The sequence below is a fragment of the Pantoea sp. Lu_F5_004 genome, assembly GCF_051136245.1.
Taxonomy (GTDB): Bacteria; Pseudomonadota; Gammaproteobacteria; order Enterobacterales; family Enterobacteriaceae; genus Pantoea; species Pantoea agglomerans.
Window position 1 is genome coordinate 396,460 of record NZ_CP194947.1, and the last position, 25,130, is coordinate 421,589.

The following is a 25,130-nucleotide window of genomic DNA, read 5'->3' on the forward strand; positions in this document are numbered from 1 at the left end:
CCCCTTGCAGCCGGGGCAACCCGGCTTGAGTGACCGTTAAGGAAAACCGCATCATGTCAGGAAAACCGAAAACGCGCAGTGTGCTGTTGAAAAGCGTTCTCATCGGGATCTGCTGTCTGCTGGTCGGCTATCTGCTGGTGCTGATGTACGCGCAGGGCGAATATCTGTTTGCGTTGCTGACGCTGATCCTCAGTGCGACCGGACTGTGGATTTTTGCTAACCGTCGCGCGTACGCGTGGCGTTATGTCTATCCCGGCGTGGCGGGAATGGCGCTGTTTGTGCTGTTCCCTCTCGCCTGCACGATTGCCATTGCCTTTACCAACTACAGCAGCAGCAACCAACTCACCTTTGAACGGGCGCAGCAGGTTTTGCTGGGCCGCACCTTCCAGTCGGGTGAAGCAGTCAGTTTTTCTCTGTTCCCGGCCGGCGATCGCTGGCAGTTAGTGCTGAATGATGGCAAAGACTATGTTTCACCGCCGTTTCAGTTTGGCGCTGAACAGACGCTGAAAATGACCCCTGCCGCGTCACCGTCAGGTGAACGGGCGAACTTCAGAGCGATTACGACCCATCGTCAGGCACTGAGTCAGATCCGGGCGGAACTGCCGGATGGTCGTCAGTTGCGGATGAGTTCACTGCGCCAGTTCTCCGGCACCCAGCCACTCTATCGGGTTGGCACGCAGGATGAGCTGATCAACCAGCAGAGTAACGCGCGCTATCGCGCAAATCCGCAGACTGGTTTCTACCAGGCGATTAACGCCGACGGCAGTTGGGCGAACGAAACCTTAAGTCCCGGCTTTACCGTGAATACCGGCTGGAAAAACTTCGTGCGGGTGTTTACTGACGAAGGGATTCAGAAGCCGTTCCTGGCGATATTTGGCTGGACGCTACTCTTCTCGCTGATCACCGTGGTGCTGACCGTCGCGGTGGGCATGGTGCTGGCCTGTCTGGTGCAGTGGGAGGCGTTGCGCGGCAAAGCGGTCTATCGGGTGATGCTGATTCTGCCCTATGCCGTTCCGGCGTTTATCTCGATCCTGATTTTCAAAGGACTGTTTAACCAGAGCTTTGGTGAAATCAACGTGATGCTCAGCGCGCTGTTTGGCGTGAAGCCCGCCTGGTTCAGCGACCCGACGCTGGCGCGCACCATGCTGATTATCGTCAACACCTGGCTCGGTTATCCCTACATGATGATCCTCTGTATGGGCCTGCTGAAGGCGATTCCGGACGATCTCTATGAAGCCTCGGCGATGGACGGTGCGGGACCGCTGCAGAACTTCTTCCTGATTACCCTGCCGCTGCTGCTGAAACCACTGATGCCGCTGATGATCGCCAGCTTTGCCTTTAACTTTAATAACTTTGTGCTGGTGCAGTTACTCACCAACGGCGGGCCGGATCGCCTCGGCACCACCACGCCAGCCGGTTATACCGATTTGCTGGTGAACTACACCTGGCGCATCGCCTTTGAAGGCGGCGGCGGGCAGGACTTTGGTCTGGCTGCTGCCATTGCCACGTTGATCTTCCTGCTGGTGGGTGCGCTGGCGGTGATTAACCTCAAAGCCTCGCGGATGAAATTCGACTAAGCGCCTGGCCCGACAGGCGTCATGGTTGCAGGCAGTCCGGACGCAAAGAGCGTGGAACAACCGGAACCTGGGATGTGAGGATTGTGAACACTGCCCGGGTTCAGACTGACAAATAAAATAGCCTGATGGACCAGGCTCTGAGGAGTTGTTATGGCTATGGTACAACCAAAATCGCAACGGCTGCGTCTGTTCACCACGCATCTGCTGCTGCTGTTATTTATCGCGGCGATTCTCTTTCCCCTGCTGATGGTGATTGCGATTTCGCTGCGTGCCGGGAACTTCGCCACCGGCAGCCTGATCCCGGAGCAGATCTCGTGGGAGCACTGGCGGCTGGCGCTGGGTTTCAGCGTGGAACATGCGGATGGCCGGGTGACACCGCCGCCCTTTCCGGTGCTGCTCTGGTTATGGAACTCGATCAAGATTGCGGCAATCAGTGCGCTGGGCATCGTGGCGCTCTCTACCACCTGCGCCTATGCGTTTGCCCGTATGCGCTTTACCGGCCGTGCCAGTCTGCTGAAAGGGATGCTGATTTTCCAGATGTTCCCGGCGGTGCTGTCGCTGGTGGCGCTCTATGCTCTGTTTGATCGTCTCGGTCAGTATCTGCCCTTTATCGGGCTGAATACCCACGGTGGGGTGATCTTCGCCTATCTGGGCGGTATCGCGCTGCATGTCTGGACCATCAAAGGCTATTTCGAAACTATTGACGGGTCACTGGAAGAGGCCGCTGCGCTGGATGGCGCAACGCCGTGGCAGGCGTTCCGGCTGGTGCTGCTGCCGCTGTCGGTGCCGATTCTGGCGGTGGTGTTTATTCTGGCGTTTATCGCTGCGGTGACTGAAGTGCCGGTCGCCTCGCTGCTGCTGCGCGATGTAAACAGCTACACCCTGGCGGTCGGGATGCAGCAGTACCTCAATCCGCAGAACTATCTATGGGGCGATTTCGCCGCCGCGGCGGTGCTCTCCGCGATTCCGATCACTCTGGTTTTCCTGCTGGCGCAGCGCTGGCTGGTGAGCGGTTTAACCGCGGGCGGGGTGAAAGGCTAAAACGATCATCATTGTACGTTGCCACTACTTACACAACGCCTGTTGTGGTTGAAGGATTCGGCGGCCTGCGGGCCGCCTTTTTTATGCTAATCCGATTCCGACGCACGGCTGCCTGCCACCAGCGCCACAACCATGGCAGTGATCGCCTGCTCTCCTTGCGGTTTGCTGACATCGCCGCGTGCCACCGCGCCTGCGATGGCATCCGCGCCCCCCAGCAAGCCCCACATGCCGGCTTCCGGAATACCGCTGCTGCCTGCCAGAGGGGCAAACCAGCGCTGACAGCGGGCGATAAAGTCGAGCTGATAGTGGCGTTTGATGGCAGCCAGTTCCGGTGAGGTGCTGAGCGCTGACAGCAACTCAGGAATCTCACGCCCTTCCGTCATCACACAATCTACATAACAGGCCGCAAGTACTTCCGCTTTTTGTTGCATCACCTTCGGCGCGGCATTCATCGCCGCTTCCATCTTTTCGGTCTGGCGACGATCAAAATCGTCATACAATGCCGCCAGCAATCCATGACGGGTGGTGAAGTGGTCATAAACCACCGGTTTACTGACCCCCGCCGCGTCGCCGACTCTGGCCAGCGTCAGTGCCTCGCTGCCTTCGGTTTGCATTATCTGCCACGCGACGTCTGATAACTGCCTGCGTCGTGCCTCGCGTGACAGACGCTTACGGGGTGTTTTTTCAACGGTCATGTTTTTCCTGATGGGCGAACAGACGCTGGCCCAGTTGATGCGCCAGCTGATAGTGAGACTCAGGATAGCCTTCATCGCCGCTAAGCAACAGTTCACTGGTCACCACCGGCGCACCGCAATAGTCAAAGATGCCGTGATCAATCTGATTCCGCATGCTGGCGAAATAGCCGCGCCGCAGAAAGGTTCGGGTATCCGCCGCGCCAATCGCAACCAGATGCACGGGAAGATGGCCGAGGCGTTTTACGATATGGCTATCCTGCTCATCAAAGGCCCAGCCCGCGATGAAGACGCGGTCTATCCAGCCTTTAAGCTGTGCCGGGAATGACCACCAGTAGACCGGATAGACCAGCACCAGCGCAACAGCACGATCCAGCCGCTGCTGTTCTGCCAGCACATCGGGCGGCGTCGGCACCAGGCCGTTGAAATGTCTGTGATCGCTGAGCGTAAAACGCGGATCAAACCCTTCTGCTGCAAGATCGGCCTGTTCAGCCGTATGGTGGCCTGTCGCGATAATGCCCTGCGCCAGCTGGTCCGCCACGCGGTGGGTGTGAGCGTCCTGATTAGGATGGGAAGTCACTATTAATGCATGCATCGTTGTCACCTTACCTGATTAGCCATTAAGCTACTAAAGGTAAGTTACTATTGGTAGGTTAGCAAGCGGCGACCACTGATCGATTCGCTGACCGCATTTACTGTTTAAAAGCAGCCGTCACCAGCAAGGCCTGCTCCAGCAGATGCTGATCGAACGTAAAGGGAAGATGCGCCAGACTGGCAGAGGGGAAATGGATCTGCTGCGCAATCTGTCTCACCCTGTCCGCGTTAATCGCCGCAGGCAGCGTCAGGGGCGAGTGGAAACGGCGCAGCAACGCCAGCAGTTCAGGCTCTACCTGCTTACCCTGCTGTTCAATCCAGGATTGTACCAGCAAGCTGAAGCCGACCTTTTCGCCATGCAGCCAGTGATGCAGTTCCGGCTGGTGAGTCAGACGATCGTGGATGATATGGGCAAAGCCGGGGGTCGCCATCGCATCCTGAATACTGTTAGCCAGCCCCGCCAGCACAATGTTGGCTTCAATCACTTTCTCCAGCGCCGAGGTGACCTGCTGCCTGATGTTATCGGCCACCGCCGTTTCGCCCCAGCGTTTCAGCACCGTAACCGCCTGCCAGGCGGCTGCGACTTTGAGATCCAGCGCCAGCTGGTGCGGCGTCTGTCGCTGATAAGGCTCAAATTCAAACCATTTGGCCAGCGCATCCACGATCCCGGCCCGCAGATAGCGTACCTCGCTGCGGGCGATGACCTCGCTGTCCACCAGAATCCGCTCCGGCATGGCATTTAGCGGCTGGCTGCGCAGATGGCCGCCGCGCTCATCATAGATAATTGCCAGCGGAGACCAGGCGGCACAGGTGGCGGCCAGCGTGGCGAAGTTAACCAGCCGGATCTCCGGCAGCGCATCGTTGACCGCTTTGGCGCAGTCCAGAACCCGCCCGCCGCCGACTGCCAGAATCAGGGTAGCGCCGTGCGTCTGCACCTGCTGTTGCAGGGCAGCAATCGCCGCATCGGTACACTCACCGGTCAGGGTGTCGAGCTGCCAGCGGATCCCCGCCTGTTCCAGACTTATGCTCATGTCAGGATTCACCGCCTGCCAGGCGCGCGGCGAGGTAAGGATGTGAATATGCGAGGCAAGCGGCCGGATAATTTCTCCCACCCCGGCCCGCAGCCCTGGCCGTTGCAGATAGCCTTGTGGCGACATCACGCGAAACATGGTTGCTCCTTATCGACGATATGCCAGCGAGCGCACCAGCCGGTCGCCGAGTTTCTGAATCAGCATCACCAGCGCCAGCAGCACCACAATGGTGGCCGCCATGATTTGGTTATCGAAGCGCTGATAACCGTAGCGAATTGCCAGATCGCCCAGCCCGCCACCGCCAACCACACCCGCCATCGCCGAGAAGCCAATCAGCATCACAATCGTCAGGGTAACGCCCGCCACCAGCGCGGGAAGCGCTTCCGGCAGCAGCACACGGCTGACGATATGCCACAGGGTGCCGCCCATTGATACCACCGCTTCTATACGGCCGCGGTCGACCTCATCCAGCGCGTTCTCCACGATGCGGGCAAAAAAGGGAAATGCCCCCAGCGTAATCGGCACAATGGCGGCAGTGCTGCCCAGCGTGGTGCCGACCAGCAGACGGGTAAAGGGGATCAGCGCAATCAGCAGCACCACAAACGGCAAGGCGCGTCCGGTATTTACCAGCGTATTCAGCAGCAGTGAAATCGCGCGATTGGGCAGAATGCCTTTTGGCCGGGTCAGAAACAGCAGCACGCCCACCGGTAGCCCTATCGCGACCGTGAAAAGGGCCGCCAGCAACACCATGTACAGTGTTTCGCCAGTGGCGTTCAGCAGCAGTTCCTGAAACCGCTCACTACTCATGCTACGCATCGGGTTAATGCCTCACGCTGATATTTTTCGATAAACGCCCGGTCTGCTTCGCCATCCTTCAGCAGCATTTTGCGCAGACGTCCCTCTTCACGTCCCATGATCTGGCTCAGGCTGCCGCTCTCAACCAGCTGGCCATTTTCAAGCAGCGCCGCTCCGTCACAAATCCGCTTCACCACCGCCATTTCATGGGTGATCAATACAATGGTGATATTGAGCTGCTGCTGAATATCGGCCAGCAGATCGAGAATCGAGGTGGTGGTTTCGGGATCCAGCGCGCTGGTCGCCTCATCACACAGCAGATAACGGGGTCGGGCGGCCAGCGCGCGGGCGATGCCGACGCGCTGTTTCTGTCCACCGGAGAGCTGCGACGGCCAGGCCGCCGCAAAAGAGGCCAGACCCACCAGTTTCAGCAGCGATGCGACCCGCTCGCGGCGTTCAACCGCAGGCACACCGGCAATCTCCAGCGCCAGATCGACGTTGTCCTGCACGTTGCGCGAATGCAGCAGATTGAAGTGCTGGAAGATCATCCCCATCTGCTGTCGCTGCTGACGCAGTTGCGCCAGGCTCATCGCAGCGAGATCCTGCCCGTCGATTTCAATCAGGCCGCTGGTGGGACTCTCCAGCCGATTGAGGCAGCGCAATAGTGTACTTTTGCCCGCTCCGCTCCGGCCGAGGATGCCAAAGATGGTCCCCTCTTCGATGGTGAGTGAGATGTCCTCTAACGCTGGCGCAGATGCGCCAGGATACTGTTTGCTGAGATGACTGAGTTTAATCATGCTGCTGGTCCGCGACCGGAATCACTGAGCCCTGATAATTTTTACGGATAAACTCCGCTACCTGCGGCGAGCGCAGATCTTTCGCCAGCTGTAACACGCGGGGATCTTTCGCCAGTTCTGGCGTCGTTACCAGCAGGTTGGCGTAGGGATTATGTGCTGCAGACTCCAGTCCCAGCGCATCTTTCGCCGGGGTCAGACCGGCTTCCAGCGCGTAGTTGCCGTTGATAATCGCGGCATCCACATCATCCAGCGAGCGTGGCAGCTGCGGCGACTCAATCTCAACGATCTTAATTTTCTTCGGGTTCTCACTGATATCTTTCGGCGTCACCAGCGTCGAACCCGTTTCACCCTGCGCGTTGAGTTTGATCACCCCTTTGTCCTGCAACAGCCAGAGTGCGCGGCTCAGGTTAGTGGTGTTGTTCGGTACCGCAATGCTGGCCCCTTCAGGTAGCGCCGCTAAACTTTTCACCTTACGCGAATAGATACCCAGCGGCTCGATGTGAACACTGGCGGCCACGGCAAAGGTTTTCCCCAGCGCCTTCTCCTGATCTTTCAGGTAAGGCAGATGCTGGAAGTAGTTGGCATCCACATCCCCGGCGGCCAGCAGCTCATTGGCATTCACGCCCCCGCTCAGCTCAACAATTTTGAGATCCAGTTTCGGGTCCAGGGTTTTGACATACTCCAGGATTTCCGCATGGGGCAGCGGATCGGCCGCTACGCGCAGCGGCGCGGCCTGTAAACTCTGGGCAATCAGCAGTGAAAGACCGGCCAGGGCCAGAAAGCGCTTTTTAATCATCATCATTTATCTCTTATCGTTATCAGTGGGTGTTGTGTTCAGGGTAGAAACGCCGGGCGACTTCCGGATGCGAACGCAACCGGCCTTTAAGGTAGTTCCAGCCCACTTCGCGCAGCAGCGGGTTAAGCGGATCGCTGCTCGGTCCCTGTGCCAGTTCAGCCAGTTGAGGAGGCAGTTGATAGATCGGCACCACGGCGTCGAGTTGCGCGCCCAGGAAAAAGGCGATGGATAAGCGCTCGCTGCTCTGCGGTGGCGACACCACACGATGCACCGTCGCGCGCAGATAACCGTTGGTTGCCAGTTCCAGCAGCTCGCCAATGTTCACCACAAACGCGCCCGGCAATGGCGAGGCATCGATCCAGTTGTCCGGCGTCACTTCCACCTGTAAGCCCGGCTGGTCATCCTGCAGTAACATCGTCAGAAAGCCTGAATCTTTGTGCGCGCCAACCCCCTGGCGTGATTCGCCCTCCGTGCGGCCCGGATAACGGATCAGTTTGATATGTTCGTTGGGATAGTCGCCATAGAGGTTATCGAAGGCGTTGCGCGGCAGATTCAGTGCCCCGGCAAAGGCGCGCAGCAGCTCCAGCGCCACCGCTGTCATCTGCTGCTGCCAGCGGGTGACCACCGTTTGCAGTTCAGGTAAGGCTTCAGGCCACTGATTCGGCCCCTGCATCCGTTGCCAGGTGGGTGAATCGGCGGTAACGGGCAGCGCTTCCCGTTCCGCACCAATATCAAACTGCTCGCGATAGTCGGGCTGGCTGCGGGTTATTTCCACGCCCGCCAGGTTATAGCCACGAAAATGCGGCGAGTTAGCCATCGCCACCGCGGATTTATCCGCCTGCGGCAGGGCAAAAAATTTTCGCGCGACGTGCTGAACCTCATCTAATAATTCACGGTCGATGCCGTGATTGATTAAATAGAAGAAGCCGACATCACGCGCGGCCTGGCTTAATTTTTCCAGGACCTGTTGCTGCTGCTGTTGATTACCTGACAATAATGCGAAATCAATTACCGGCAATTCTGCTGTGGTTAACGCGCTCATGATTGACACTCTGTTGGCATGGAATCGCCTTACACTGCCATTTCATTTATGCGTTAACTACCAACTAATCCTGCTATGGATATGCGATGGATGGGAATATCCCACCATGCCGCGGGCATACCACCCGCAGATTACTCTGCGCTCCACGCCACGAAGGCCGGCGGTAACCACGCCGTAATCTCAGGCAAAGGCTGCTGAAAAAGCGCAATCTCGACAAAACAGGTCTGCGCGCTGCACCCCTGGCCGAGTCGCGAACTGCCGCAATCCTGAGTCAGCACATTGGGATTGCCGTGTTTATCCAGCGGCTGGCCCTCCTGCTGATCGAGCGGGTCATACCAGGCGCCGGTCGACATCTGTACGACACCCGGCAGGATATCCTGCGTCAGATGCACGCCCGCCAGCAGCGCGCCGCGTCCGTTAAAGACTTTTACGATGCTGTTCTCCTCAATACCGCGCGCAGCAGCATCTTCAGGATGCATCCAGAGTGGCTCACGCCCGGCAATTTTGGTGGCCCGGCTGACCCGTCCATGATCGTACTGACTATGCAACCGGGTCCGTGGCTGGCTGGAGAGCAGATGCAACGGCCACTGCTGCTTTTCCTGCTGTTGCGCCTGGTATTCCGGCGCATACCAGCAGGCAAATCCGGGCGCTTCGTCATACCCGAAATCGGCCACCTGCTGAGAGAAAAGTTCGATTTTCCCCGACGGCGTGCTGAGCGGGGCTGACTCCGGGTTATCACGAAACGCTTTTAGCAGGATCTGCGGCGTCTCCGGCGCGGGATACTCCACCACTCCCTGTGACCAGAACGCCTCAAATGGCGGCAGTTCGATGCCCTGCGCTGCCGCGCGTGGCCGGGAATCTTCATAGAGTGACTGAAGCCACTGGCGCTCATCACGTCCCTGCGTAAAGGCGTCAGCAAAACCGAGCCGCTGCGACAGGGCGGCAAGAATTGCGTAGTCCGATTTTGCCTCGCCAAACGGCGGCAGATGCTGCGGCATGGCGATGATAAAACCGTCGTTGCTGGCGCTGCCGATATCCTCACGCTCCAGCGACGTGGTCGCAGGCAGCACGATGTCGGCAAATTTTGCCTGCGCCGTCCAGAACTGCTCATGCACAATCACGGTGTCCGGCCGCCGCCAGGCGCGTATCAGCTTGTTGATATCCTGATGATGATGAAAGACATTGCCGCCCGCCCAGTAGACCAGCCGGATGTCGGGATAGACCCGCTGTTGCCCATCAAACTCATATTGCCCTCCAGGATTGAGCAACATGTCGGCGATGCGTGCCACCGGAATCGTCTGCTGCACCGGATTATGGCCGGCGGGCAGACGAGGCCCGGAAAACTGTCGCCGGGCGGCACCGGCCAGATTGGTTGAGGCGTAACCAAAGCCCAGCCCGCCGCCGGGCGTGCCAATCTGACCCAGCAGAGCGGTGGTCGCAACGGTGGCCCAGAAAGCCTGCTCGCCCTGCCGCGCCCGCTGCACTGACCAGGCAATATTCACCATCGTTTTATGCGCCGCCATCTGCCGTGCCAACGCACGGATCTCTCCCGCCGCCAGCCCGGTCAGCGGTGCGGCCCATTCTGGCGTTTTAGCTATCCCGTCGCGTTCACCCAGCAGGTAGGCGGCATAGTGGTCAAAGCCCACCGTGTAACGTTCTGTGAATGGCGCGTCATAGAGAGATTCAGTAATTAACACCTGCCCGATTGCCAGTAACAGCGCCGTATCGGAGCCGGGCTGTATCGCCAGCCACTCCGCATCCGCCACCCCAGCAAGATCGTTTCTGACCGGACTGATGTTGATAAACCGGGTGCCATTCTGCCGTAGCGTGGTTAACCAATGGGAAAGCGCATGGTCGTTAGCCCCGCCGCCATTGACCTGCGCATTGCGCAGCGGCAACCCCCCGATAGCCACAAACAGTTCGCAATGCTCTGCCAGAACCGGCCAGTGGGTATGGTGACGTTGTAACTCATCCAGGTTGCCGATGATGTGCGGCAGCGTGCGTTCACCGGCCGCAATGCTGTAGGTGTTGGTGCTGGCGATGTAGCCGCCATAGTGATTAAAGAAACGATGAAGCTGGCTCTGGGCATGATGGAAACGTCCGGCACTCGACCAGCCGTAAGAGCCGGCGTAGATCGCCTGATTGCCGCGCTCTGTTTTTACCCGCCCCAGCTCCTCCGCCACCAGCTGCAACGCAACATCCCAGCTCACCTCCACAAACGGCTCTTTGCCGCGCCCGCCGCGGGATGCGCTTCTGTTCTGTAAATAACCGAGTCTGACGGCCGGATTTTTGACCCGGGTTTCGCTTTGCACCGCGCCAGGTAACGACTGCCCGATCGCAGAGGGATTACGGTCCCACGCCACCGGCCTGACCGACGTCAGCGTGTCCCCTTCGGTGGTGACGTGATACGTGCCCCAGTGCATAACGGCTAAATCATTCTTTTTCATGGCTCACTCGCGTCGGATACGGCGCGAGAGACGCGTACCCAGGGTTTGCAGTAGCTGGACAATGACAATCAGCACCAGCGCAGTCGAAATCGTGGCAAAGGCATCAAAGCGCTGATAACCGTAAGTGATGGCGAGGTCGCCAATGCCGCCGCCGCCTACCGTGCCCGCCATCGCCGTCGCACCCAGCAGGCCGATGGTGGCGGTGGTCAGGGCTAACACCAGTGACGAGGCGGCTTCCGGTATCATGAAATACCAGATGGTCTGCAGCGTGGTGGCACCCATCGCATTGGCTGACTCCAGAATGCCCTCATCCACCTCCAGCAGCGCATTCTCCACCAGCCGCGAAATATAGGGTGCAATAAATATCACCAGCGGCACAATGGCTCCCGCCGTACCGATGGTGGTGTTCACCAGCAGGCGCGTCAGCGGAAGAATCGTGATCAGCAGAATAATAAACGGCAGTGATCGGATGATATTCACGATCGGGTTCAGCAACTGATGCACCAGCCGATTTGGCTGTATACCACCCGGACGGCAGATCACCAGCACAATGCCAAGCGGCAGTCCCAGCAGCGAACCAAACCCCAGCGACAGCGCCACCATAATCAGCGTGTCCTGCATCGCCGTCAGGAACTGATCGCCGGTAATGGCGGTTTCAAAGAGTTCTGAGATCACTGATTTTCACTCCGGTCGCGATGAGAAACTGGATGGCCGCGTCGCGCCGGGCGGGCTCGCCTTTGATCTGCACAATCATGAAACCCAGAATGGTACGCTGTACTTCCGTCATGCTGGCGAACAGGATATTCACTTCAACCTCATGTTCACGGATCAGGCGATTGATGATCGGCTGTTGTGCCGTGCTGCCGACAAACTCCAGCCGCAGCACGTCGACTGCCGGATGCTGGCTTAACAGCGCCAGTGTCTGCTGTGGCAGACGATCGTGGATGACGGACTGCACAAAGCTGGCGCTCACCGACTGTTGCGGCTCAGCAAACAGCGACAGGACATCGCCCTGTTCAACGATGCGGCCCTGCTCCATCACCGCCATCCGGTTGCAGATCTTCTGGACCACCGACATCTCATGGGTGATCAGGACAATGGTGATGCCGTAACGCTGATTAATCTCCTGTAATAGCAGCAGAATCTGTACCGTGGTCTGGGGATCCAGCGCGGAGGTCGCCTCATCACACAACAGAATCGCGGGATTGGTCGCCAGCGCGCGGGCAATTCCGACGCGCTGTTTTTGACCGCCGGAGAGTTCATCCGGGTAGCTGTGGGCTTTGTCGCTGAGGTTAACAAACGCCAGCAGTTCCGCCACGCGGGTAGCGATAAAATCTTTATCACGGCCCTGCAAAATCAGTGGGATGGCGACGTTGTGAAACACTGTTCTGGCATTGAGCAGATTGAAGTGCTGGAAGATCATGCCAATCTGCTTTTTGACCTGAATTAAGCGCTTTTTGCTGATCCCTTGTAACGCTTCACCCTGCACCTCAACCGAGCCGGATGTCGGGGTCTCCAGGTGATTAATCAGGCGCAGCAGCGTACTTTTTCCGGCTCCACTGGTGCCGATGACGCCAAAGATGTCACCCTGGTTGATGCGCAGATTAATCTCCCTCAGCGCCTGCACTTCTGCACCGTTACGCGCAAACGTTTTGCTGACATGGCGAAACGAAATGGCTACCTGACTCATTTGAAATAATCTGGCAGCAGATAGCCCGCATATTGCGCATTACCGGTGATATAGCTTTTAAATTCTGCTGAGTGGTAGCCGGCAATAATGTCACGGGCAAACTGAGCCTGCTTATTTTTACCGGCTACCGTCACTACGTTAATAAACTGGCTGGTTGCCGCTTCCAGTTTCAGTGCCGAATTGAGTTTCATACCACTGGATACCGCGAAGTTGCCCTGAATAACTCCATAGTCAACGTCGGGAAGTGCACGCACCTGCTGGGCGTTATCCATCTCTTTAAGCACGATTTTGTAGGGGTTTTCCGTGATATTTTTCTGCGAAAAAGTGGCAGCATCGCTATCGGGGCTGATTTTGAGCCAGCCGATGCTCTGAAGTAACAGCGCCGCCCGGTACTCATTTGAGGGCTGGTTGGGCACAGAGACCGTGCTGCCCGGCGCGGGTTGAGTCAGCGTTTTCACGCGCCCAGAGTAGAGCCCCATTGGCGGGGTCGGCACCTGCACAATCCCAACGTTATCAATGCCAAGCCGGTCATTAACCGACTTTAGATAGACGGGATGCTGCATGATATTGGCGTCAATCGTCCCGCGATGAACAGCATCATTAACCTGAATCCCATCACTGAAATCTTTATACTCCAGGATGTACCCCTGCCTGATTAATAAGGGCGCGACGCCTTTTTCAAACTGCTCTTTATAAGGCCCTGGATTAAATCCAATCTGTATTTTCTTCTGGTCGGCTGCCTGAGCGGCAGAAATAAAAAGGCTGGCGGTGGTCAGTGCCAGAATAATTCCCCGGGATGTGATCTGCATTGTTTGCCCTGATTCATTATTGTGAGAGCGATCGATTTAATCACAGCCATCGCGGAGAGGAACAGGCAAAACCCAGCCGCGGCTTTGGCTTATTTATGCTAACGATAGTCACACGCTGAATATTCGAATCCCTGCAAAGAACAGTGTTATTTCTGCTAAAGATTTTAATGTCAGCTGTGTCATTCTTCCCCGCTTAACACTGTTTATTGCGGGAGAGATATGGCGGAGTTTGCAGCTTCAGAGATGGTCGCAGGGCTCGAAGAGAACCTCTTCAGCATGCTGGAAAAGCAGGCAGCACAACTGGATGATGCGCTGTTACCGCTGATCGATCTCTCTTCCGGCAGTCCGCGTCAGCCGACGCCGCCCGCGGTAATCGCTTCATTACAGGCTGCGGCAGCGAAACCGGAGAACCATGAGTATCCCTCGTTCTGGGGCAAACCCGCGCTGCGCCGTGCTATCGCAGCCTTTTACCAGCGTCACTACGGCGTCACGCTCGATCCTGAAACTGAAGTGGCGCTGTTCCAGGGCGCGCACATTGGCGTCAACGGTTTTCCCCGCGCCCTGCTTAATCCGGGTCAGGTGTTGATCTCTACCGATCCCTGCTATCCGCTCTACCGCTCAGCGGCCCGTCAGGCAGGTGCCGATTTTTATGGCATTCCGCTGGAGGCGTGCAATGATTTCCTGCCCGATTTCACCCAGGTGCCAGACGATATCGCGGCGCGTGCCGGTCTGCTGCTGCTCAATTATCCCCATAACCCCACCGGCGCACTGGCGACACCCGCGCTGTTCGCCGACGCGCTGGCCTTCGCCCGCCAGCATCATGTTCCGCTGATTCATGATTTCGCCTATGCCACGCTGGGCAGTGAGTCGGGCGAACAGCCGCTGAGTATGCTGGCACAGCCCGATGGCAAAGCCTGGGGCGTGGAAATCTACACGCTGTCAAAAAGCGCACTCATGGCAGGCTGGCGGGTGGGATTTGCGGTGGGAAACGCCTCGATGATTGCGGCATTTAAAAAACTTCATACTCATAGCTACAGCACGGTGTATGGCGCGGTGCAGGATGCCGCCATCACCGCGTTGTCGCTGCCCGCTGAACAACTCACATTGCTGGCAGAGCATTACCATCGGCGGCGCAGAGTGATTTTAGCCAGGCTGGCTGCGATGCACTGGCCGGTACGCGCCCGTCAGGGCACCTTTTTCCTCTGGCTGGCAGCGCCAGCTGGTTTCACCGGGGAGCAGTTCGCCGCCCTGCTACTGGCACAGTGTCATCTGCTGGTGGCACCGGGTAACGGGTTTGGCGCCGCGGGTCGTGATTATATTCGCATCAGCCTGACAACCGGGACGGAGCAATTACTGCAGGCGCTGGATCGCATCGACGAACTGAAACTGTTTAAGTAGCGCATCAGCACCGGACAATCAGATCCATGATAACCCGAGTAATAACCGCACGATATTACCAAATGTTCAGACCCGTAAGCAGGCGTGAATAAGTTCACCATGCTGGTTTTGTCAGTAAATGCAGTTATTTCGGCTGAAAACTTGCAAAAACTTACAATCGTAGTCTAGAGTTTACCGGCTGCGGTTTCTGCCGCTTCACTTAAAATTATTCGGCTTCTTATAGCTTTCATTTCCACGGTTTCTTCTGAACATTGTTTGCGGCTGCGAAAGCTATAAGACTCCTTCATTGATGCACCTGAGGAGAATATGGACACCAGAAACTCATCGTCTGAACACCCAAAGAAACATTTCTGGAACAGGAAGCAAAAAGAGCTGACTGTTGACGACATTACCGTAATCGACAACGACATGCTGAAGCGGGCAGTTGGCGCGGCTGCGTTAGGTAATGCGATGGAATGGTTCGACTTTGGCGTATACAGCTATCTCGCCGTGATCATCGGCAAAGTCTTCTTCCCGGATGCCAACAACGCGGTGCAGCTGATCGCCACCTTTGGTACGTTTGCGGCGGCCTTCCTGGTCCGTCCGATTGGCGGCCTGGTATTTGGCCCGCTGGGTGACCGCATCGGACGGCAGAAAGTGCTGGCGATGACGATGATCATGATGTCAATTGGTACGTTCTGTATCGGACTGATCCCGGCTTACTCTTCAATAGGCATCATGGCACCGATTCTGCTGCTGGTGGCACGTCTGATTCAGGGCTTCTCAACCGGCGGTGAATATGGCGGCGCAGCGACCTTTATCGCGGAGTACTCCACCGATAAACGCCGTGGCTTTATGGGCAGCTTCCTGGAATTTGGCACCATCGGCGGTTATCTGATGGGTGCCAGCCTGGTCACGGTGATGACCACCGTGATGTCGAATGAGGCGATGATGTCCTGGGGCTGGCGCGTGCCGTTCTTTATCGCCGCGCCGCTGGGCCTGTTTGGTCTCTATGTACGACTGAAGCTGGAAGAGACTCCGGCCTTCCAGCAGCACATGGAAAAACAGGAAGCGCTGGAACAAAGCAAGCCGCGTCTGACGCTGATGCAGATGCTGAGCAAATACCGCGCACCGATGATGAAATGTATCGGTCTGGTGCTGCTGTTTAACGTCTCTAACTACATGCTGACCTCGTATATGCCGAGCTATCTGACCGGCGTGCTGGGTCTGCCAGAGTTAAGTGGCCTGCTGCTGGTGATGGTGGCGATGTTCGTAATGATGCCGTTGACACTGCTGTGGGGTCGCTGGACTGACCGCATCGGTCGTCGTCCGGTAATTGCGTTTGGTGCGGTGGGTCTGATCCTGCTCGCCATCCCGAGCTTTATGCTGATCGGGTCAGGTAATATGTGGGCGGTATTTGGCGGCCTGATGATTCTGGGTGTACTGCACACCTGCTTCAGCGGCACTATGCCTTCGACGCTGCCAGCGCTGTTTACTACCGATATCCGTTACAGTGCGCTGGCCATCGGCTTCAACCTGTCGGTTTCGCTGTTTGGGGGTACGACACCGCTGATTACCGCGTGGCTGGTGGATACCACTAAAAACAATATGATGCCGGCTTACTACATGATGGGCGCGGGCGTGATTGGCCTGCTCACCATTCTGACGGTACGTGAAACAGCCCGTCAACCGCTGACCGGTTCATCTCCTGCGGTGGCGACCAAAGCGGAAGCGCATCGCCTGATCGACAAGCTGCGTAAGCGGCACAAGCCATCAGCGACCGCCGCGAAATAATTGCTCTGACACCCTGCTCTGCAGGGTGTTTTTTTATCTGCCGTCCGATCTGTTTACCCAGCTGATTTAACTGCCCTGAAACGCGCGACTTTCGCCCGATTGCCACACAGCGCCATGCTGCACCAGCGGCGGCGATGCGCTTTGGTGCGATCGTAAAACCACAGTGTACAGGCGGGATGTTCACAGCCACGGACTCTGCTTAAGTCCTCCTGCGCCAGCAACATCGCAGCCTGTTCCGCAACCTGTCCCAGCCGCTGCATCACGCTCTGGCCCGCATAGACCCGCCTGATTTTTAAGGTGCCCGGCTCCCCGGTCATTTGCAGATGGCTGGTCGCTTCTCCCAGCCAGGCGTTCAGCGCCTGAATATCAACGCCCTCTCCCGCTTTAAGCTGCTGCACATTGTCACGAATGATCTGACGTAACTGACGCGCCGCCTGCAACAGCGCACCCGGTTCATACTGCGGAGCCGGGGCGTCTGGTGCCAGTCCGGCCTGCTGTAGCCAGGCTTCAACATCCTGATCGGTTTGCCAGAAGTCGTGCGGCTGGCCCTCCACGATGGCCAGGGTATTGATGAAATCCAGCGCCGGATTATCGGCCAGAAACCACGGTCCCTGGGCGGTGTGTGATTGCGTTTCCGCCATGATATTGCCTCCCTTGTTAACTCTGTTGATGCCACTGTAACCGACAAAAGACCATTTGAGTAGTTACACCGCACTTATTGTAACCATTATAAATTGATTTGACAGGTTACATCCTGGCTGCATAATGACCCTGAGTAACCATATAAATACTATTTAACCAGTTACAGGAGTTCAGCATGCGTGATCAATCCATTTCGTACCGTTACCAGCAGGCCGATGGCGTCAATATTTTCTATCGCGAAGCAGGCGATCCTTCCCTGCCGGTACTGCTGCTGTTGCATGGCTTTCCCACCTCTTCACATCAGTTCCGCAATCTGATCCCGCTTCTGGCCGATAAATTTCATCTCATCGCACCCGATATGCCGGGCTTTGGCTTCACTGAAGTGCCTGCTGAGCGCAACTATTCCTGGACCTTCGATGCGCTTGGCCAGACGCTGACCGCCTTTGTCGATGCACTGGGACTGGAACGGTATGCGATGTATGTTTTCGACTATGGCGCACCTGCCGGTCTGCGACTGGCGCTGGCTTACCCCGATCGCGTCAGCGGACTGATATCACAAAACGGTAACGCCTATCTGGAGGGATTAGGAGAGGCCTGGGCGCCGGTCCGCGCCTACTGGGACGATCCCAGCGAAGCAAATGGTCAGGTGATCCGTGACGCCATCCTGACGCTGGAAGGGGTGAAATGGCAGTATCTGCATGGGGTGCGCGATCCGCAGCAGATCGCCCCGGAAACCTATACCCTGGATACCCTGCTGATGGAGCGCCCCGGTAACAAAGATATTCAGCAGGCCCTGTTTCTGGATTACGCCAGTAATCTGAAACGTTATCCGGAATTTCAGGCATTCTTTCGCCAGCAGCAGGTGCCAACGCTGGTGATCTGGGGCAGGCACGATCCGTTCTTTATTCCACCGGGCGCCGTGGCCTGGCAGCGCGATAATCCACAGGCGGTGGTCGAGATGCTGGATAGCGGCCACTTCGCGCTGGAGACCCACACCCATCACATTGCGTCGCGCATCTGCGAGATGTTTAGTGGCGACTGACCCGCTGCGCGCAGAGGCAGGCTATTCAGCGCTGCCTCTGCCAACGTGCAGGTCATTCATTGCTAAAGCGGCCGACGGTGCTGGCCGCACCCAGCGCATGGCCTTTCAGCTGTGCCACCAGCTCTGCCTGGGTTAACCCCGCTTTCAACTGACCCACCGGCAAATCGGTGGCGATCAGCACAAAGTTATAGTGATGCAGACCACTGCCTGCAGGCGGGCATGGGCCATAATAGTGCAGCGTCCCTGGGGTATTTTTTCCGCCGGTGTAGTCCTTGCCCTTTGTCAGCGCCCCCTGCGCAAATGACGAGCGGCTGGCGGGAATGTTATAGGCCACCATGTGGGTAACGCCAAGCCCTTTGGCCCCGACCGGATCGGTCATCAGAAGAGCCAGACTGCGGGTGCCAGCCGGAATCGCAGACCAGTTCAATTCGGGAGAGATATTCTCACCGGTACAGGAAGGATTACTTTTATTGGCACCGGCAAACTTTTTATCCAGTAGCGCATTATCGCTGAAGTCCTGTGATTGCAGCGTAAATACCGACGCCGCCAGCGTGGTCATTGGCAAAACGGCCAGCACCGTCGCGCAGAGTAATTTTTTCACCAGCTACTCCTTATCAGATTAATCAAGAGATTATGTTCCGGATGGATTGCGTCACTGCCTGATTACTATAACGGCTTTAACGCGATTGACCCGACTGACCACCAGTTGAGGGGTAAGGAAACGGCAAATCTATGATCTCCGTCGCGCTGGCTGATAAAGCTGACGCGTTGCCCTGTGACGCATTACCCGATATAAGTTAACGCCTCTGGCTGAAGTTACGCCTGAATCATTGTCACTGTCACCGATAAGTGGACACTATGCAGATTGAAGATCTCCGGATTTACGTTGCGGTAATGCATGCTGGTAACTTTACTGCAGCAGCTGAGCATCTGATGCTATCGAAACAGTATGTCAGCCGCCGCATGGCTGCGCTGGAGGCATCATTGGGGGTACGACTGCTGATCCGTAACACCCGTAAGCTGTCTGTAACGGATGCAGGTTTACTGTTCGCGCAACATGCTCAGCGCATTCTGGATGAGATTCAGGAAGCGCAACTGGCGGTGTCAGAGCAGCAGCAGGCGCTGCGCGGCACCTTCCGAATCAATCTGCCGATGTCCTTTGGCATGAGCCACCTCTCCCCCCTGATTGCCGAATTTCTGAGCCACCATCCATCATTGCAGTTTCATATTGAGCTGGCTGACCGCTATGCCGATGTGATTGGCGAAGGCGTTGATATGGCGATTCGCATCGGTACGCTGGCGGATTCCACGCTGATTGCCCGTCCGCTCGGCGAGCTGAAGCGGGTTATCTGCTGCAGCCCCCGCTATCTGGAACGGGCTGGCACGCCGCAGCAGCCAGAAGCCTTGCTGCAACACGCCTGTCTGCGCTACGGACGTGAAGGTCAGAATGGCTGGGAACTGCAGGTCAATGGTAAACCGAAGTGGCTGGCGGTTCAGGGACCGATGGTGAGTAACAATGGCGAGGTCCTGCGTGATGCCGCACTGGCAGGATTAGGACTGGTATTGTTACCCGCCTTTATCGTTGAGACAGCCCTGCAACGCCGTGAGCTGGTGACCGTGCTGGACGACTATCTGCCGCCCCCGCTCTCCCTGAATGCGGTTTACCCGCAGCACCGTCAGCGCAGCGAAGTAAACCGCCAGTTACTGGCCTTTCTCCAGGCGCGTTTAGCGTCGTGACAGCACTATAGTTTTTTTAATGCCGCAAAGACTCTGGCGACAGCGACGGCACCCGGATCAGACACGCCGTTGAGGTTAGCACTGTTAAGATAAGATGATCGGCCCGCTTTTGCTTTCCCCATGCTGGCGGTTGCATCACTGCCCTGCTGTGCCGCATCAGCCGCCTCTGCCAGCGATTTACCCGCCACCAGCGCCTCGATTGCCGGTTGCAGCGCATCAATTAGCGTACGATCTCCTGGTTGTGCCCCGCCATACTGCTTCATCTTCTCCAGACCCTGTTGCAGGGCCGCGGGCAGCGCATCGCCTTCGGCCAGCTGCTGCGCAGCAGCGGTGAAAAAGATCGCCATCAGTACGCCGCTGGAGCCGCCCATCACGGTCGCCAGTCGCTCACCCGTCACCGCGAGCAGATCGGGCAAGGCATTTAACGGCAGCTGATTATCTGCACATTCGCGCTGGATCTGACGTGCGCCAGCAGCAAAGGTCGAACCGGTATCGCCATCACCGACCTGCGCATCCAGTTTGTTCAGCTCGCTTTCGCTGGCGATCAGCGTTTCACAGATGCTGTTAACAAACGCAGCGACGGTCGGGTTATCTGAGGGTTGCGCCGGATGCGCTGTTGCCTCTTTTGTCGCGTTAACTGGCTGCAGCGGTGCGATTTTAACCGCCTGAACCCAGCCGGTGACCTCAACCGGCGCGCAGATCGCCTCCTCGAACAACGGCGTCAGCGTCATGGCGGTGACGGAAAAGCCCTTCATGTCCAGCGCGGTCATCAGCGGAGCCGGGCCAATCAGATAATCACTGCCACGGCTTAGCGGCGACTCAATCAGATCCCGCGTGACCAGACTCATCTCCAGCGCGGACATGCCGCCAAGATTATTGACTAACAGCGCACGTGGCTGATCGTTGCCCGGCATCACTTTCTCCAGCAGATGCTGCACAATCTGCTGACTGTTTTGCGTCTGCATGACGTCAACGCCCGGTTCGCCGTGAATCCCCAGCCCCATTTCAACGCTGCCGTCTGGCACCCGCTGGCCGGTCTGTTCATCCGGCAGATGGCAGCTTGAAAGCGCAACGCCCATGGTGGCGATAGCACGACTGGCTGCCTCTGCTGCCTCGGTCACCGCCGCCAGGTCATCACCCCGCTCTGCAACAAAGCCCGCCACTTTATGCACCAGCAACGTGCCCGCTACGCCGCGTGGCTGAGGGTTATCGGGCAACGCAACATCATCACCAACAATCACCATATTGACGCTGAATCCCGCTTTGCGCGCTTTTTCTGCCGCCAGACCGAAGTTGAGGCGATCTCCGGTGTAGTTTTTCACAATCAGCAGACATCCCGCCTCACCGGTAATATTGATGATGGCGTTGTACACCGCGTCAACGCTGGGAGAAGCAAAAACATCGCCACAGACGGCAGCCGTCAGCATCCCTTTGCCGATAAAGCCGACATGGGCCGGTTCATGGCCTGAACCGCCACCGGAAATCAGCGCAACCTGCTGTTTTTGCCAGTCATTACGCATCACGATGCGAATGCGCGGATCGACCTGCAACCGGACCAGATTGCGCCACGGGCTGGCGTAAATCATGCCATCTAACGCGCTGTCGACGAGATCATCCTTTTTATTCATTACGAATCGGGTCATGTCTTCTTTCCTCATAGGCATGCGGGTTTGCTGATGACCCAGTGTTACATACCTCTGACGACAGTGAGAAATCCATCAACAGGTCTGTAGCCTGATTTCAGACATACCGCACGAAAACCAGCGGACACAGGTACAGTGATTTTTACTAATTGATTGATTTTTATCAAATGTCTTTACCTGAAAGTGAGAGGTTCTGCGCAGAACATGAACCGGAGATCACGGATGGTAAAAATTCATTTGTTAACAGAGGATGTTTTAATGACCCAACGTATGATTCTCAATGAAACCGCCTGGTTTGGTGCTGGTGCTTTGCGCCATTTGCCGGAAGAGGTACAACGTCGCGGGATGCGAAAAGCATTGATCGTCACTGACAAAGCGCTGGTCGCGGCGGGTGCGCTGAAGCGGGTGACCGATCTGCTGGCGCAATATCAGCTTGACTGGGCGGTGTATGATGAGGTGGTGCCGAATCCTACCATTCGGGTTGTGCAGCAGGGTGTTGCGGTGTTCAGAGAGTCAGGTGCCGACTACCTGATCGCCATTGGCGGTGGCTCACCACAGGATACCAGCAAGGCGATCGGCATTATTATTAATAATCCTGAGTTTGAAGATGTCCGCAGTCTGGAAGGCGTCAGCCCCACCCGTCATCCGTGCGTGCCGATCATCGCCATCCCGACCACGGCAGGCACCGCCGCAGAAGTGACGATTAATTACGTCATTACCGATGAAGAGAATCGCCGTAAGTTTGTCTGTGTCGATCCCCATGACATTCCGAAAGTGGCGATCATTGATGCGGAGATGATGGCGAGCATGCCAGCCTCGCTGAAGGCTGCGACTGGTATTGATGCCCTTACTCATGCCATTGAAGGCTACATCACACGCGGAGCCTGGCCCCTGACCGATATGCTGCACCTCAAAGCCATTGAGATTATCAGCCAGTCACTACGCGAATCGGTGGCAGGAAACATTGAGGCGGTTGAGCAGATGGCGCTGGGACAATATGTGGCCGGTATGGGTTTCTCCAATGTTGGTCTTGGTCTGGTGCATGGCATGGCACACCCGCTGGGCGCCTTTTACAATGTCCCGCACGGCGTAGCCAATGCCATTTTGCTGCCGCAGGTGATGGCGTGGAATGCCTCAGGCACTGGCGAAAAATATCGCGACATTGCCCGTGCAATGGGTGTGAAACAGGTCGAGTCATTATCGCTGGATCAGGCGCGGGAAGCGGCGGTCGCCGCGGTGCGTCAGCTCTGTCGCGATGTGGGTATTCCCCGCTCGCTGCGTGAAGTAGGCTTAAAAGAGGCGGATATTCCTGCACTGGCACAGGCCGCGCTGGATGATGTCTGTACCGGCGGCAACCCACGTACGCCGGACCTGGAGGACGTGATAGCGTTATACCGCCAGAGTTAAAGCGCATATCCTTTAGTGATGCAGTGCCGATAACAGGCCCGTCCACGCTGGCGGGCTTTTTTTAACGTCATGGCAACGGTTAATCCGGGAGTATTCGCCAGAGGTTGTTGAGTCTGGCTTACGGCATCAGCAAAGGTTTTAGCCGTGTTTTCCTCGCCTGGTTTCAGCCTGAAATCGCCCGCTGCTACGGTGAAGTTCAGCGAGCGAATCAGTTGCTCTGACTCATGATTTCTTTAGATGCTAAACCTTGATTCACTTGATCTGGATCACAAAAATCCGCATCATGCGCAGCGAAAACCTTAATGCCGCTGCGGAGATATCAATGACACTGTACCAGGGTATGCTAATTTTCTATGCCGTTGTGGCATTGATCGCTACGCTGATCACGTTCTTCATCGCCAAAGATAAGCTGAGCATCAAACTGCTAAGCGCCTTTCTGGTGGGTGCCACCTGGCCGATGAGTTTTCCTGTCGCGCTGATGTTTGCTCTGTTTTAATTGACATTATCCCCTTAGATACCACACTCAGGTAAGACGTCCCTGACCTGCAAACCGCCGATCACCGACGTGGCCTTGTTCATGACGGTTTATAAGGAGCGGATATGCGCGTTATCAGTGTGATGATTCTGTTTTCTCTTCTCAGTGCCTGTAGTGCCCCGTGGCACGCTGAAAAACCGGTTCCGGCGGCCGAAACCCGCCAGCAGACCTGCCAGCCAGGCTCCAATCCCAGCCAGAACGACTGCGGTCATTTCCCTGAACCTGAATTCCATTGATCCTGTCACAAGGCGATCGCTGCTGCGAGATCTCAATTGCGCTATTTCATCGCATAACAAGGCTTTACACGCAGCTAACCGGTCAGTAAAGTAGCGCCCAGACATCAATTCTGATGCGTAAGCGTTAACGTCAACCAACGCCCCCGCAGCACTGCTGCATGTGATGATCCCTGCCATGATGCCTGTACAACACCCCGCTAAACCTCTCGCTGCGTATTCCAGCGCCACATTTTTTTTGTTCGTCCTGCTGCTGACCGCGGCTAATCTTCGTGCGCCCATTACTGTCATCGGCCCGGTACTGCAGGATATCCGCCAGACCTTTGGCCTGAGTGTCGGTGAAGCGGGCCTGTTTAACTTTATTCCACTGATGCTGTTTGCCCTGCTCGCCCCACTGGCCGCCTGGCTGGGAAATCGCGTCGGGCTTGAGCGCAGTTTATGGGGCGCGCTATGCCTGATCACTGCCGGTTCGCTGTTGCGCTGGCAGTCTGCTGAAGCGGCATTGTGGAGCGGAACGCTGCTGCTCAGCGCAGGTATTGCCGCCGCCAACGTGCTGCTGCCGCCACTGATTAAACGCGATTTCACCGCCCACACCGCTAAATATATTGGCCTTTATGCCGCCACCATGTCGATTACTGCCAGCCTGGCATCAGGCATTGCCGTTCCGCTGAGCCAGCTGTCAGCGGCAGGCTGGCGACTCTCGCTGGTTGTCTGGGCGCTACCCGGGCTGGTTGCGCTGCTCGCCTGGCTGCCGCTGTTACGTCACCGGCGGTCAACCGCAGCGCCCGCAGATGCGCCCGTTGCATATCGCCATCCGTGGCGAACGGCAGGCGGCTGGCAAATTGCACTGTTTATGGCGCTGCAATCGCTGGCGTTTTATACCCTGATTGACTGGTTTACGCTGTTTGCCCAGGATAACGGCTTCAGTCAGGCCCACGCAGGCTGGCTGCTGTTCTGGTATCAGGCAATTGCGATCGTCGCTAACCTGGGCTGCATGGTGGCGCTGAAGCGGGTAAAAGATGCCCGGCTTACCGCGTTCATTGCTTCATCAGGCATTTTCCTCGGCATGCTGGGCTTATTGCTCAATCCGCAGTGGGCCGTCATCTGGCTGACTCTGGCCGGGCTGGGTGCAGGCGCATCACTGGTGCTCTGCCTCTCACTGTTTAATCTGCGAGCCACTCATCACCGTCAGGCGTCACAGCTGTCGGGCATGGCACAGTGTGTCGGATATGCGCTGGCGGCACTCGGCCCGCTGTTCTTTGGCGTGCTCCATGAGCAGAGCGGTAACTGGACGCTGCCCTTTAGCGTGCTGGCAATGCTGAGCCTGTTACAGATGTTGCTGGCTCCGCTGGCAGCGCAGTCAAAAACCATTAGCTGAAAATGCGGCGGAGCCGTTAACAATAAATGAC

At 57.0% G+C, this 25,130-nt stretch carries 24 protein-coding genes; 10 read left to right on the forward strand and 14 right to left on the reverse strand.

Translation table 11 applies throughout. From position 1 onward, the window contains the following. Positions 1-53: 53 nt before the first annotated feature. Positions 54-1,577: a maltose ABC transporter permease MalF gene (gene malF / locus ACR8BN_RS20815; protein WP_143789622.1), complete on the forward strand. Its 1,524-nt coding sequence runs from the start codon at positions 54-56 to the stop codon at positions 1,575-1,577. Between the two features lie 150 nt (positions 1,578-1,727). Beyond that, positions 1,728-2,618 carry a maltose ABC transporter permease MalG gene (malG, locus tag ACR8BN_RS20820; protein ID WP_010247369.1) on the forward strand — a complete coding sequence of 297 codons (891 nt, stop codon included), beginning with the start codon at positions 1,728-1,730 and terminating at the stop codon, positions 2,616-2,618. A gap of 86 nt (positions 2,619-2,704) precedes the next feature. Here malG and ACR8BN_RS20825 read toward each other — a convergent pair whose 3' ends face one another. From ACR8BN_RS20825 to ACR8BN_RS20875, 11 genes are all read right to left on the reverse strand, one after another. Next, positions 2,705-3,313, reverse strand: coding sequence for a TetR/AcrR family transcriptional regulator (locus tag ACR8BN_RS20825; protein WP_083069542.1), 609 nt, complete (start codon positions 3,311-3,313; stop codon positions 2,705-2,707). Then, entirely contained in the window at positions 3,303-3,905 is a 603-nt protein-coding gene (locus tag ACR8BN_RS20830; protein ID WP_434747645.1) for an NAD(P)H-dependent oxidoreductase, read from the reverse strand. Before ACR8BN_RS20830 ends, ACR8BN_RS20825 begins: the two co-directional genes overlap by 11 nt. 97 nt (positions 3,906-4,002) lie before the next feature. Beyond that, a complete protein-coding gene (locus ACR8BN_RS20835; protein WP_434747646.1) occupies positions 4,003-5,073 on the reverse strand; it encodes an iron-containing alcohol dehydrogenase family protein in 1,071 nt (356 codons plus the stop codon). 9 nt (positions 5,074-5,082) lie between these two features. Then, positions 5,083-5,751 carry a methionine ABC transporter permease gene (locus ACR8BN_RS20840; RefSeq protein ID WP_022624728.1) on the reverse strand — a complete coding sequence of 223 codons (669 nt, stop codon included), beginning with the start codon at positions 5,749-5,751 and terminating at the stop codon, positions 5,083-5,085. Next, positions 5,739-6,527 carry a methionine ABC transporter ATP-binding protein gene (locus ACR8BN_RS20845; RefSeq protein WP_052259238.1) on the reverse strand — a complete coding sequence of 263 codons (789 nt, stop codon included), beginning with the start codon at positions 6,525-6,527 and terminating at the stop codon, positions 5,739-5,741. The genes ACR8BN_RS20840 and ACR8BN_RS20845 overlap by 13 nt, the downstream gene beginning before the upstream one ends. Further along, on the reverse strand, positions 6,520-7,323 hold the full coding sequence (locus ACR8BN_RS20850) for a MetQ/NlpA family ABC transporter substrate-binding protein (protein ID WP_010670746.1): 804 nt from the start codon (positions 7,321-7,323) through the stop codon (positions 6,520-6,522). The genes ACR8BN_RS20845 and ACR8BN_RS20850 overlap by 8 nt, the downstream gene beginning before the upstream one ends. Before the next feature lie 22 nt (positions 7,324-7,345). Beyond that, the gene (locus tag ACR8BN_RS20855; RefSeq protein WP_033760224.1) at positions 7,346-8,365 is read right to left on the reverse strand and encodes an isopenicillin N synthase family dioxygenase; all 1,020 of its coding nucleotides are present in this window, start codon (positions 8,363-8,365) and stop codon (positions 7,346-7,348) included. A gap of 131 nt (positions 8,366-8,496) precedes the next feature. Beyond that, the gene (locus tag ACR8BN_RS20860) at positions 8,497-10,812 is read right to left on the reverse strand and encodes a molybdopterin-dependent oxidoreductase (RefSeq protein WP_434747647.1); all 2,316 of its coding nucleotides are present in this window, start codon (positions 10,810-10,812) and stop codon (positions 8,497-8,499) included. Positions 10,813-10,815: 3 nt separating this feature from the next. After that, entirely contained in the window at positions 10,816-11,433 is a 618-nt protein-coding gene (locus ACR8BN_RS20865) for a methionine ABC transporter permease (protein ID WP_222940270.1), read from the reverse strand. A 34-nt stretch (positions 11,434-11,467) separates the two neighbouring features. Then, on the reverse strand, positions 11,468-12,502 hold the full coding sequence (locus ACR8BN_RS20870) for a methionine ABC transporter ATP-binding protein (RefSeq protein WP_434747648.1): 1,035 nt from the start codon (positions 12,500-12,502) through the stop codon (positions 11,468-11,470). Continuing rightward, on the reverse strand, positions 12,499-13,311 hold the full coding sequence (locus tag ACR8BN_RS20875; RefSeq protein ID WP_434747649.1) for a MetQ/NlpA family ABC transporter substrate-binding protein: 813 nt from the start codon (positions 13,309-13,311) through the stop codon (positions 12,499-12,501). The genes ACR8BN_RS20870 and ACR8BN_RS20875 overlap by 4 nt, the downstream gene beginning before the upstream one ends. Positions 13,312-13,530: 219 nt before the next feature. Between ACR8BN_RS20875 and ACR8BN_RS20880 the strand changes: the two genes are divergently transcribed. Together ACR8BN_RS20880 and proP are read left to right on the forward strand one after the other, a co-directional pair. Then, on the forward strand, positions 13,531-14,709 hold the full coding sequence (locus ACR8BN_RS20880; protein ID WP_434747650.1) for an aminotransferase class I/II-fold pyridoxal phosphate-dependent enzyme: 1,179 nt from the start codon (positions 13,531-13,533) through the stop codon (positions 14,707-14,709). A 306-nt stretch (positions 14,710-15,015) separates the two neighbouring features. Next, entirely contained in the window at positions 15,016-16,482 is a 1,467-nt protein-coding gene (gene proP / locus ACR8BN_RS20885; protein WP_031594435.1) for a glycine betaine/L-proline transporter ProP, read from the forward strand. 53 nt (positions 16,483-16,535) lie between these two features. On the opposite strand, the gene ACR8BN_RS20890 is transcribed toward proP, so the two are convergent. After that, positions 16,536-17,123: a CGNR zinc finger domain-containing protein gene (locus tag ACR8BN_RS20890; RefSeq protein WP_434747651.1), complete on the reverse strand. Its 588-nt coding sequence runs from the start codon at positions 17,121-17,123 to the stop codon at positions 16,536-16,538. 176 nt (positions 17,124-17,299) lie between these two features. On the opposite strand from ACR8BN_RS20890, the gene ACR8BN_RS20895 reads away from it, so the two are divergent. Next, the gene (locus ACR8BN_RS20895) at positions 17,300-18,166 is read left to right on the forward strand and encodes an alpha/beta fold hydrolase (protein WP_039388966.1); all 867 of its coding nucleotides are present in this window, start codon (positions 17,300-17,302) and stop codon (positions 18,164-18,166) included. A gap of 52 nt (positions 18,167-18,218) precedes the next feature. Here the strand turns inward: ACR8BN_RS20895 and ACR8BN_RS20900 are convergent, their stop codons facing one another. Next, positions 18,219-18,767, reverse strand: a complete 549-nt coding sequence (locus tag ACR8BN_RS20900; RefSeq protein WP_010247409.1) for a YbhB/YbcL family Raf kinase inhibitor-like protein — start codon at positions 18,765-18,767, stop codon at positions 18,219-18,221. A 257-nt stretch (positions 18,768-19,024) separates the two neighbouring features. Here ACR8BN_RS20900 and ACR8BN_RS20905 point away from each other — a divergent pair, with 257 nt between their 5' ends. Next, complete coding sequence (locus ACR8BN_RS20905) at positions 19,025-19,903, forward strand: LysR family transcriptional regulator (RefSeq protein ID WP_039388964.1); 879 nt, start codon at positions 19,025-19,027, stop codon at positions 19,901-19,903. A 5-nt stretch (positions 19,904-19,908) separates the two neighbouring features. Here ACR8BN_RS20905 and ACR8BN_RS20910 read toward each other — a convergent pair whose 3' ends face one another. Next, positions 19,909-21,546, reverse strand: a complete 1,638-nt coding sequence (locus ACR8BN_RS20910) for a dihydroxyacetone kinase subunit DhaK (protein ID WP_039388962.1) — start codon at positions 21,544-21,546, stop codon at positions 19,909-19,911. A gap of 258 nt (positions 21,547-21,804) precedes the next feature. Between ACR8BN_RS20910 and fucO the strand changes: the two genes are divergently transcribed. The 4 genes from fucO (at position 21,805) to ACR8BN_RS20930 (ending at position 25,099) form a co-directional block, all read left to right on the forward strand. Further along, positions 21,805-22,953: a lactaldehyde reductase gene (fucO, locus tag ACR8BN_RS20915; protein ID WP_434747652.1), complete on the forward strand. Its 1,149-nt coding sequence runs from the start codon at positions 21,805-21,807 to the stop codon at positions 22,951-22,953. A gap of 322 nt (positions 22,954-23,275) precedes the next feature. After that, the gene (locus ACR8BN_RS20920; RefSeq protein WP_010247416.1) at positions 23,276-23,449 is read left to right on the forward strand and encodes a GhoT/OrtT family toxin; all 174 of its coding nucleotides are present in this window, start codon (positions 23,276-23,278) and stop codon (positions 23,447-23,449) included. Positions 23,450-23,553: 104 nt separating this feature from the next. Next, positions 23,554-23,724 (forward strand): hypothetical protein, encoded by a 171-nt coding sequence (locus ACR8BN_RS20925; RefSeq protein WP_162849322.1) that lies wholly within the window; start codon positions 23,554-23,556, stop codon positions 23,722-23,724. 175 nt (positions 23,725-23,899) lie between these two features. Then, entirely contained in the window at positions 23,900-25,099 is a 1,200-nt protein-coding gene (locus ACR8BN_RS20930; protein WP_434747653.1) for a CynX/NimT family MFS transporter, read from the forward strand. Positions 25,100-25,130 lie beyond the last annotated feature (31 nt).

Excerpts from the sequence above, each read along its gene's own strand:
- malF (WP_143789622.1), top strand. The coding sequence starts at position 54 with ATGTCAGGAAAACCGAAAACGCGCAGTGTGCTGTTGAAAAGCGTTCTC.
- malG (WP_010247369.1), top strand. The coding sequence starts at position 1,728 with ATGGCTATGGTACAACCAAAATCGCAACGGCTGCGTCTGTTCACCACG.
- ACR8BN_RS20825 (WP_083069542.1), bottom strand. The coding sequence starts at position 3,313 with ATGACCGTTGAAAAAACACCCCGTAAGCGTCTGTCACGCGAGGCACGA.
- ACR8BN_RS20830 (WP_434747645.1), bottom strand. The coding sequence starts at position 3,905 with ATGCATGCATTAATAGTGACTTCCCATCCTAATCAGGACGCTCACACC.
- ACR8BN_RS20835 (WP_434747646.1), bottom strand. The coding sequence starts at position 5,073 with ATGTTTCGCGTGATGTCGCCACAAGGCTATCTGCAACGGCCAGGGCTG.
- ACR8BN_RS20840 (WP_022624728.1), bottom strand. The coding sequence starts at position 5,751 with ATGCGTAGCATGAGTAGTGAGCGGTTTCAGGAACTGCTGCTGAACGCC.
- ACR8BN_RS20845 (WP_052259238.1), bottom strand. The coding sequence starts at position 6,527 with ATGATTAAACTCAGTCATCTCAGCAAACAGTATCCTGGCGCATCTGCG.
- ACR8BN_RS20850 (WP_010670746.1), bottom strand. The coding sequence starts at position 7,323 with ATGATTAAAAAGCGCTTTCTGGCCCTGGCCGGTCTTTCACTGCTGATT.
- ACR8BN_RS20855 (WP_033760224.1), bottom strand. The coding sequence starts at position 8,365 with ATGAGCGCGTTAACCACAGCAGAATTGCCGGTAATTGATTTCGCATTA.
- ACR8BN_RS20860 (WP_434747647.1), bottom strand. The coding sequence starts at position 10,812 with ATGAAAAAGAATGATTTAGCCGTTATGCACTGGGGCACGTATCACGTC.
- ACR8BN_RS20865 (WP_222940270.1), bottom strand. The coding sequence starts at position 11,433 with ATGCAGGACACGCTGATTATGGTGGCGCTGTCGCTGGGGTTTGGTTCG.
- ACR8BN_RS20870 (WP_434747648.1), bottom strand. The coding sequence starts at position 12,502 with ATGAGTCAGGTAGCCATTTCGTTTCGCCATGTCAGCAAAACGTTTGCG.
- ACR8BN_RS20875 (WP_434747649.1), bottom strand. The coding sequence starts at position 13,311 with ATGCAGATCACATCCCGGGGAATTATTCTGGCACTGACCACCGCCAGC.
- ACR8BN_RS20880 (WP_434747650.1), top strand. The coding sequence starts at position 13,531 with ATGGCGGAGTTTGCAGCTTCAGAGATGGTCGCAGGGCTCGAAGAGAAC.
- proP (WP_031594435.1), top strand. The coding sequence starts at position 15,016 with ATGGACACCAGAAACTCATCGTCTGAACACCCAAAGAAACATTTCTGG.
- ACR8BN_RS20890 (WP_434747651.1), bottom strand. The coding sequence starts at position 17,123 with ATGGCGGAAACGCAATCACACACCGCCCAGGGACCGTGGTTTCTGGCC.
- ACR8BN_RS20895 (WP_039388966.1), top strand. The coding sequence starts at position 17,300 with ATGCGTGATCAATCCATTTCGTACCGTTACCAGCAGGCCGATGGCGTC.
- ACR8BN_RS20905 (WP_039388964.1), top strand. The coding sequence starts at position 19,025 with ATGCAGATTGAAGATCTCCGGATTTACGTTGCGGTAATGCATGCTGGT.
- ACR8BN_RS20910 (WP_039388962.1), bottom strand. The coding sequence starts at position 21,546 with ATGACCCGATTCGTAATGAATAAAAAGGATGATCTCGTCGACAGCGCG.
- fucO (WP_434747652.1), top strand. The coding sequence starts at position 21,805 with ATGACCCAACGTATGATTCTCAATGAAACCGCCTGGTTTGGTGCTGGT.
- ACR8BN_RS20920 (WP_010247416.1), top strand. The coding sequence starts at position 23,276 with ATGACACTGTACCAGGGTATGCTAATTTTCTATGCCGTTGTGGCATTG.
- ACR8BN_RS20925 (WP_162849322.1), top strand. The coding sequence starts at position 23,554 with ATGCGCGTTATCAGTGTGATGATTCTGTTTTCTCTTCTCAGTGCCTGT.
- ACR8BN_RS20930 (WP_434747653.1), top strand. The coding sequence starts at position 23,900 with ATGATGCCTGTACAACACCCCGCTAAACCTCTCGCTGCGTATTCCAGC.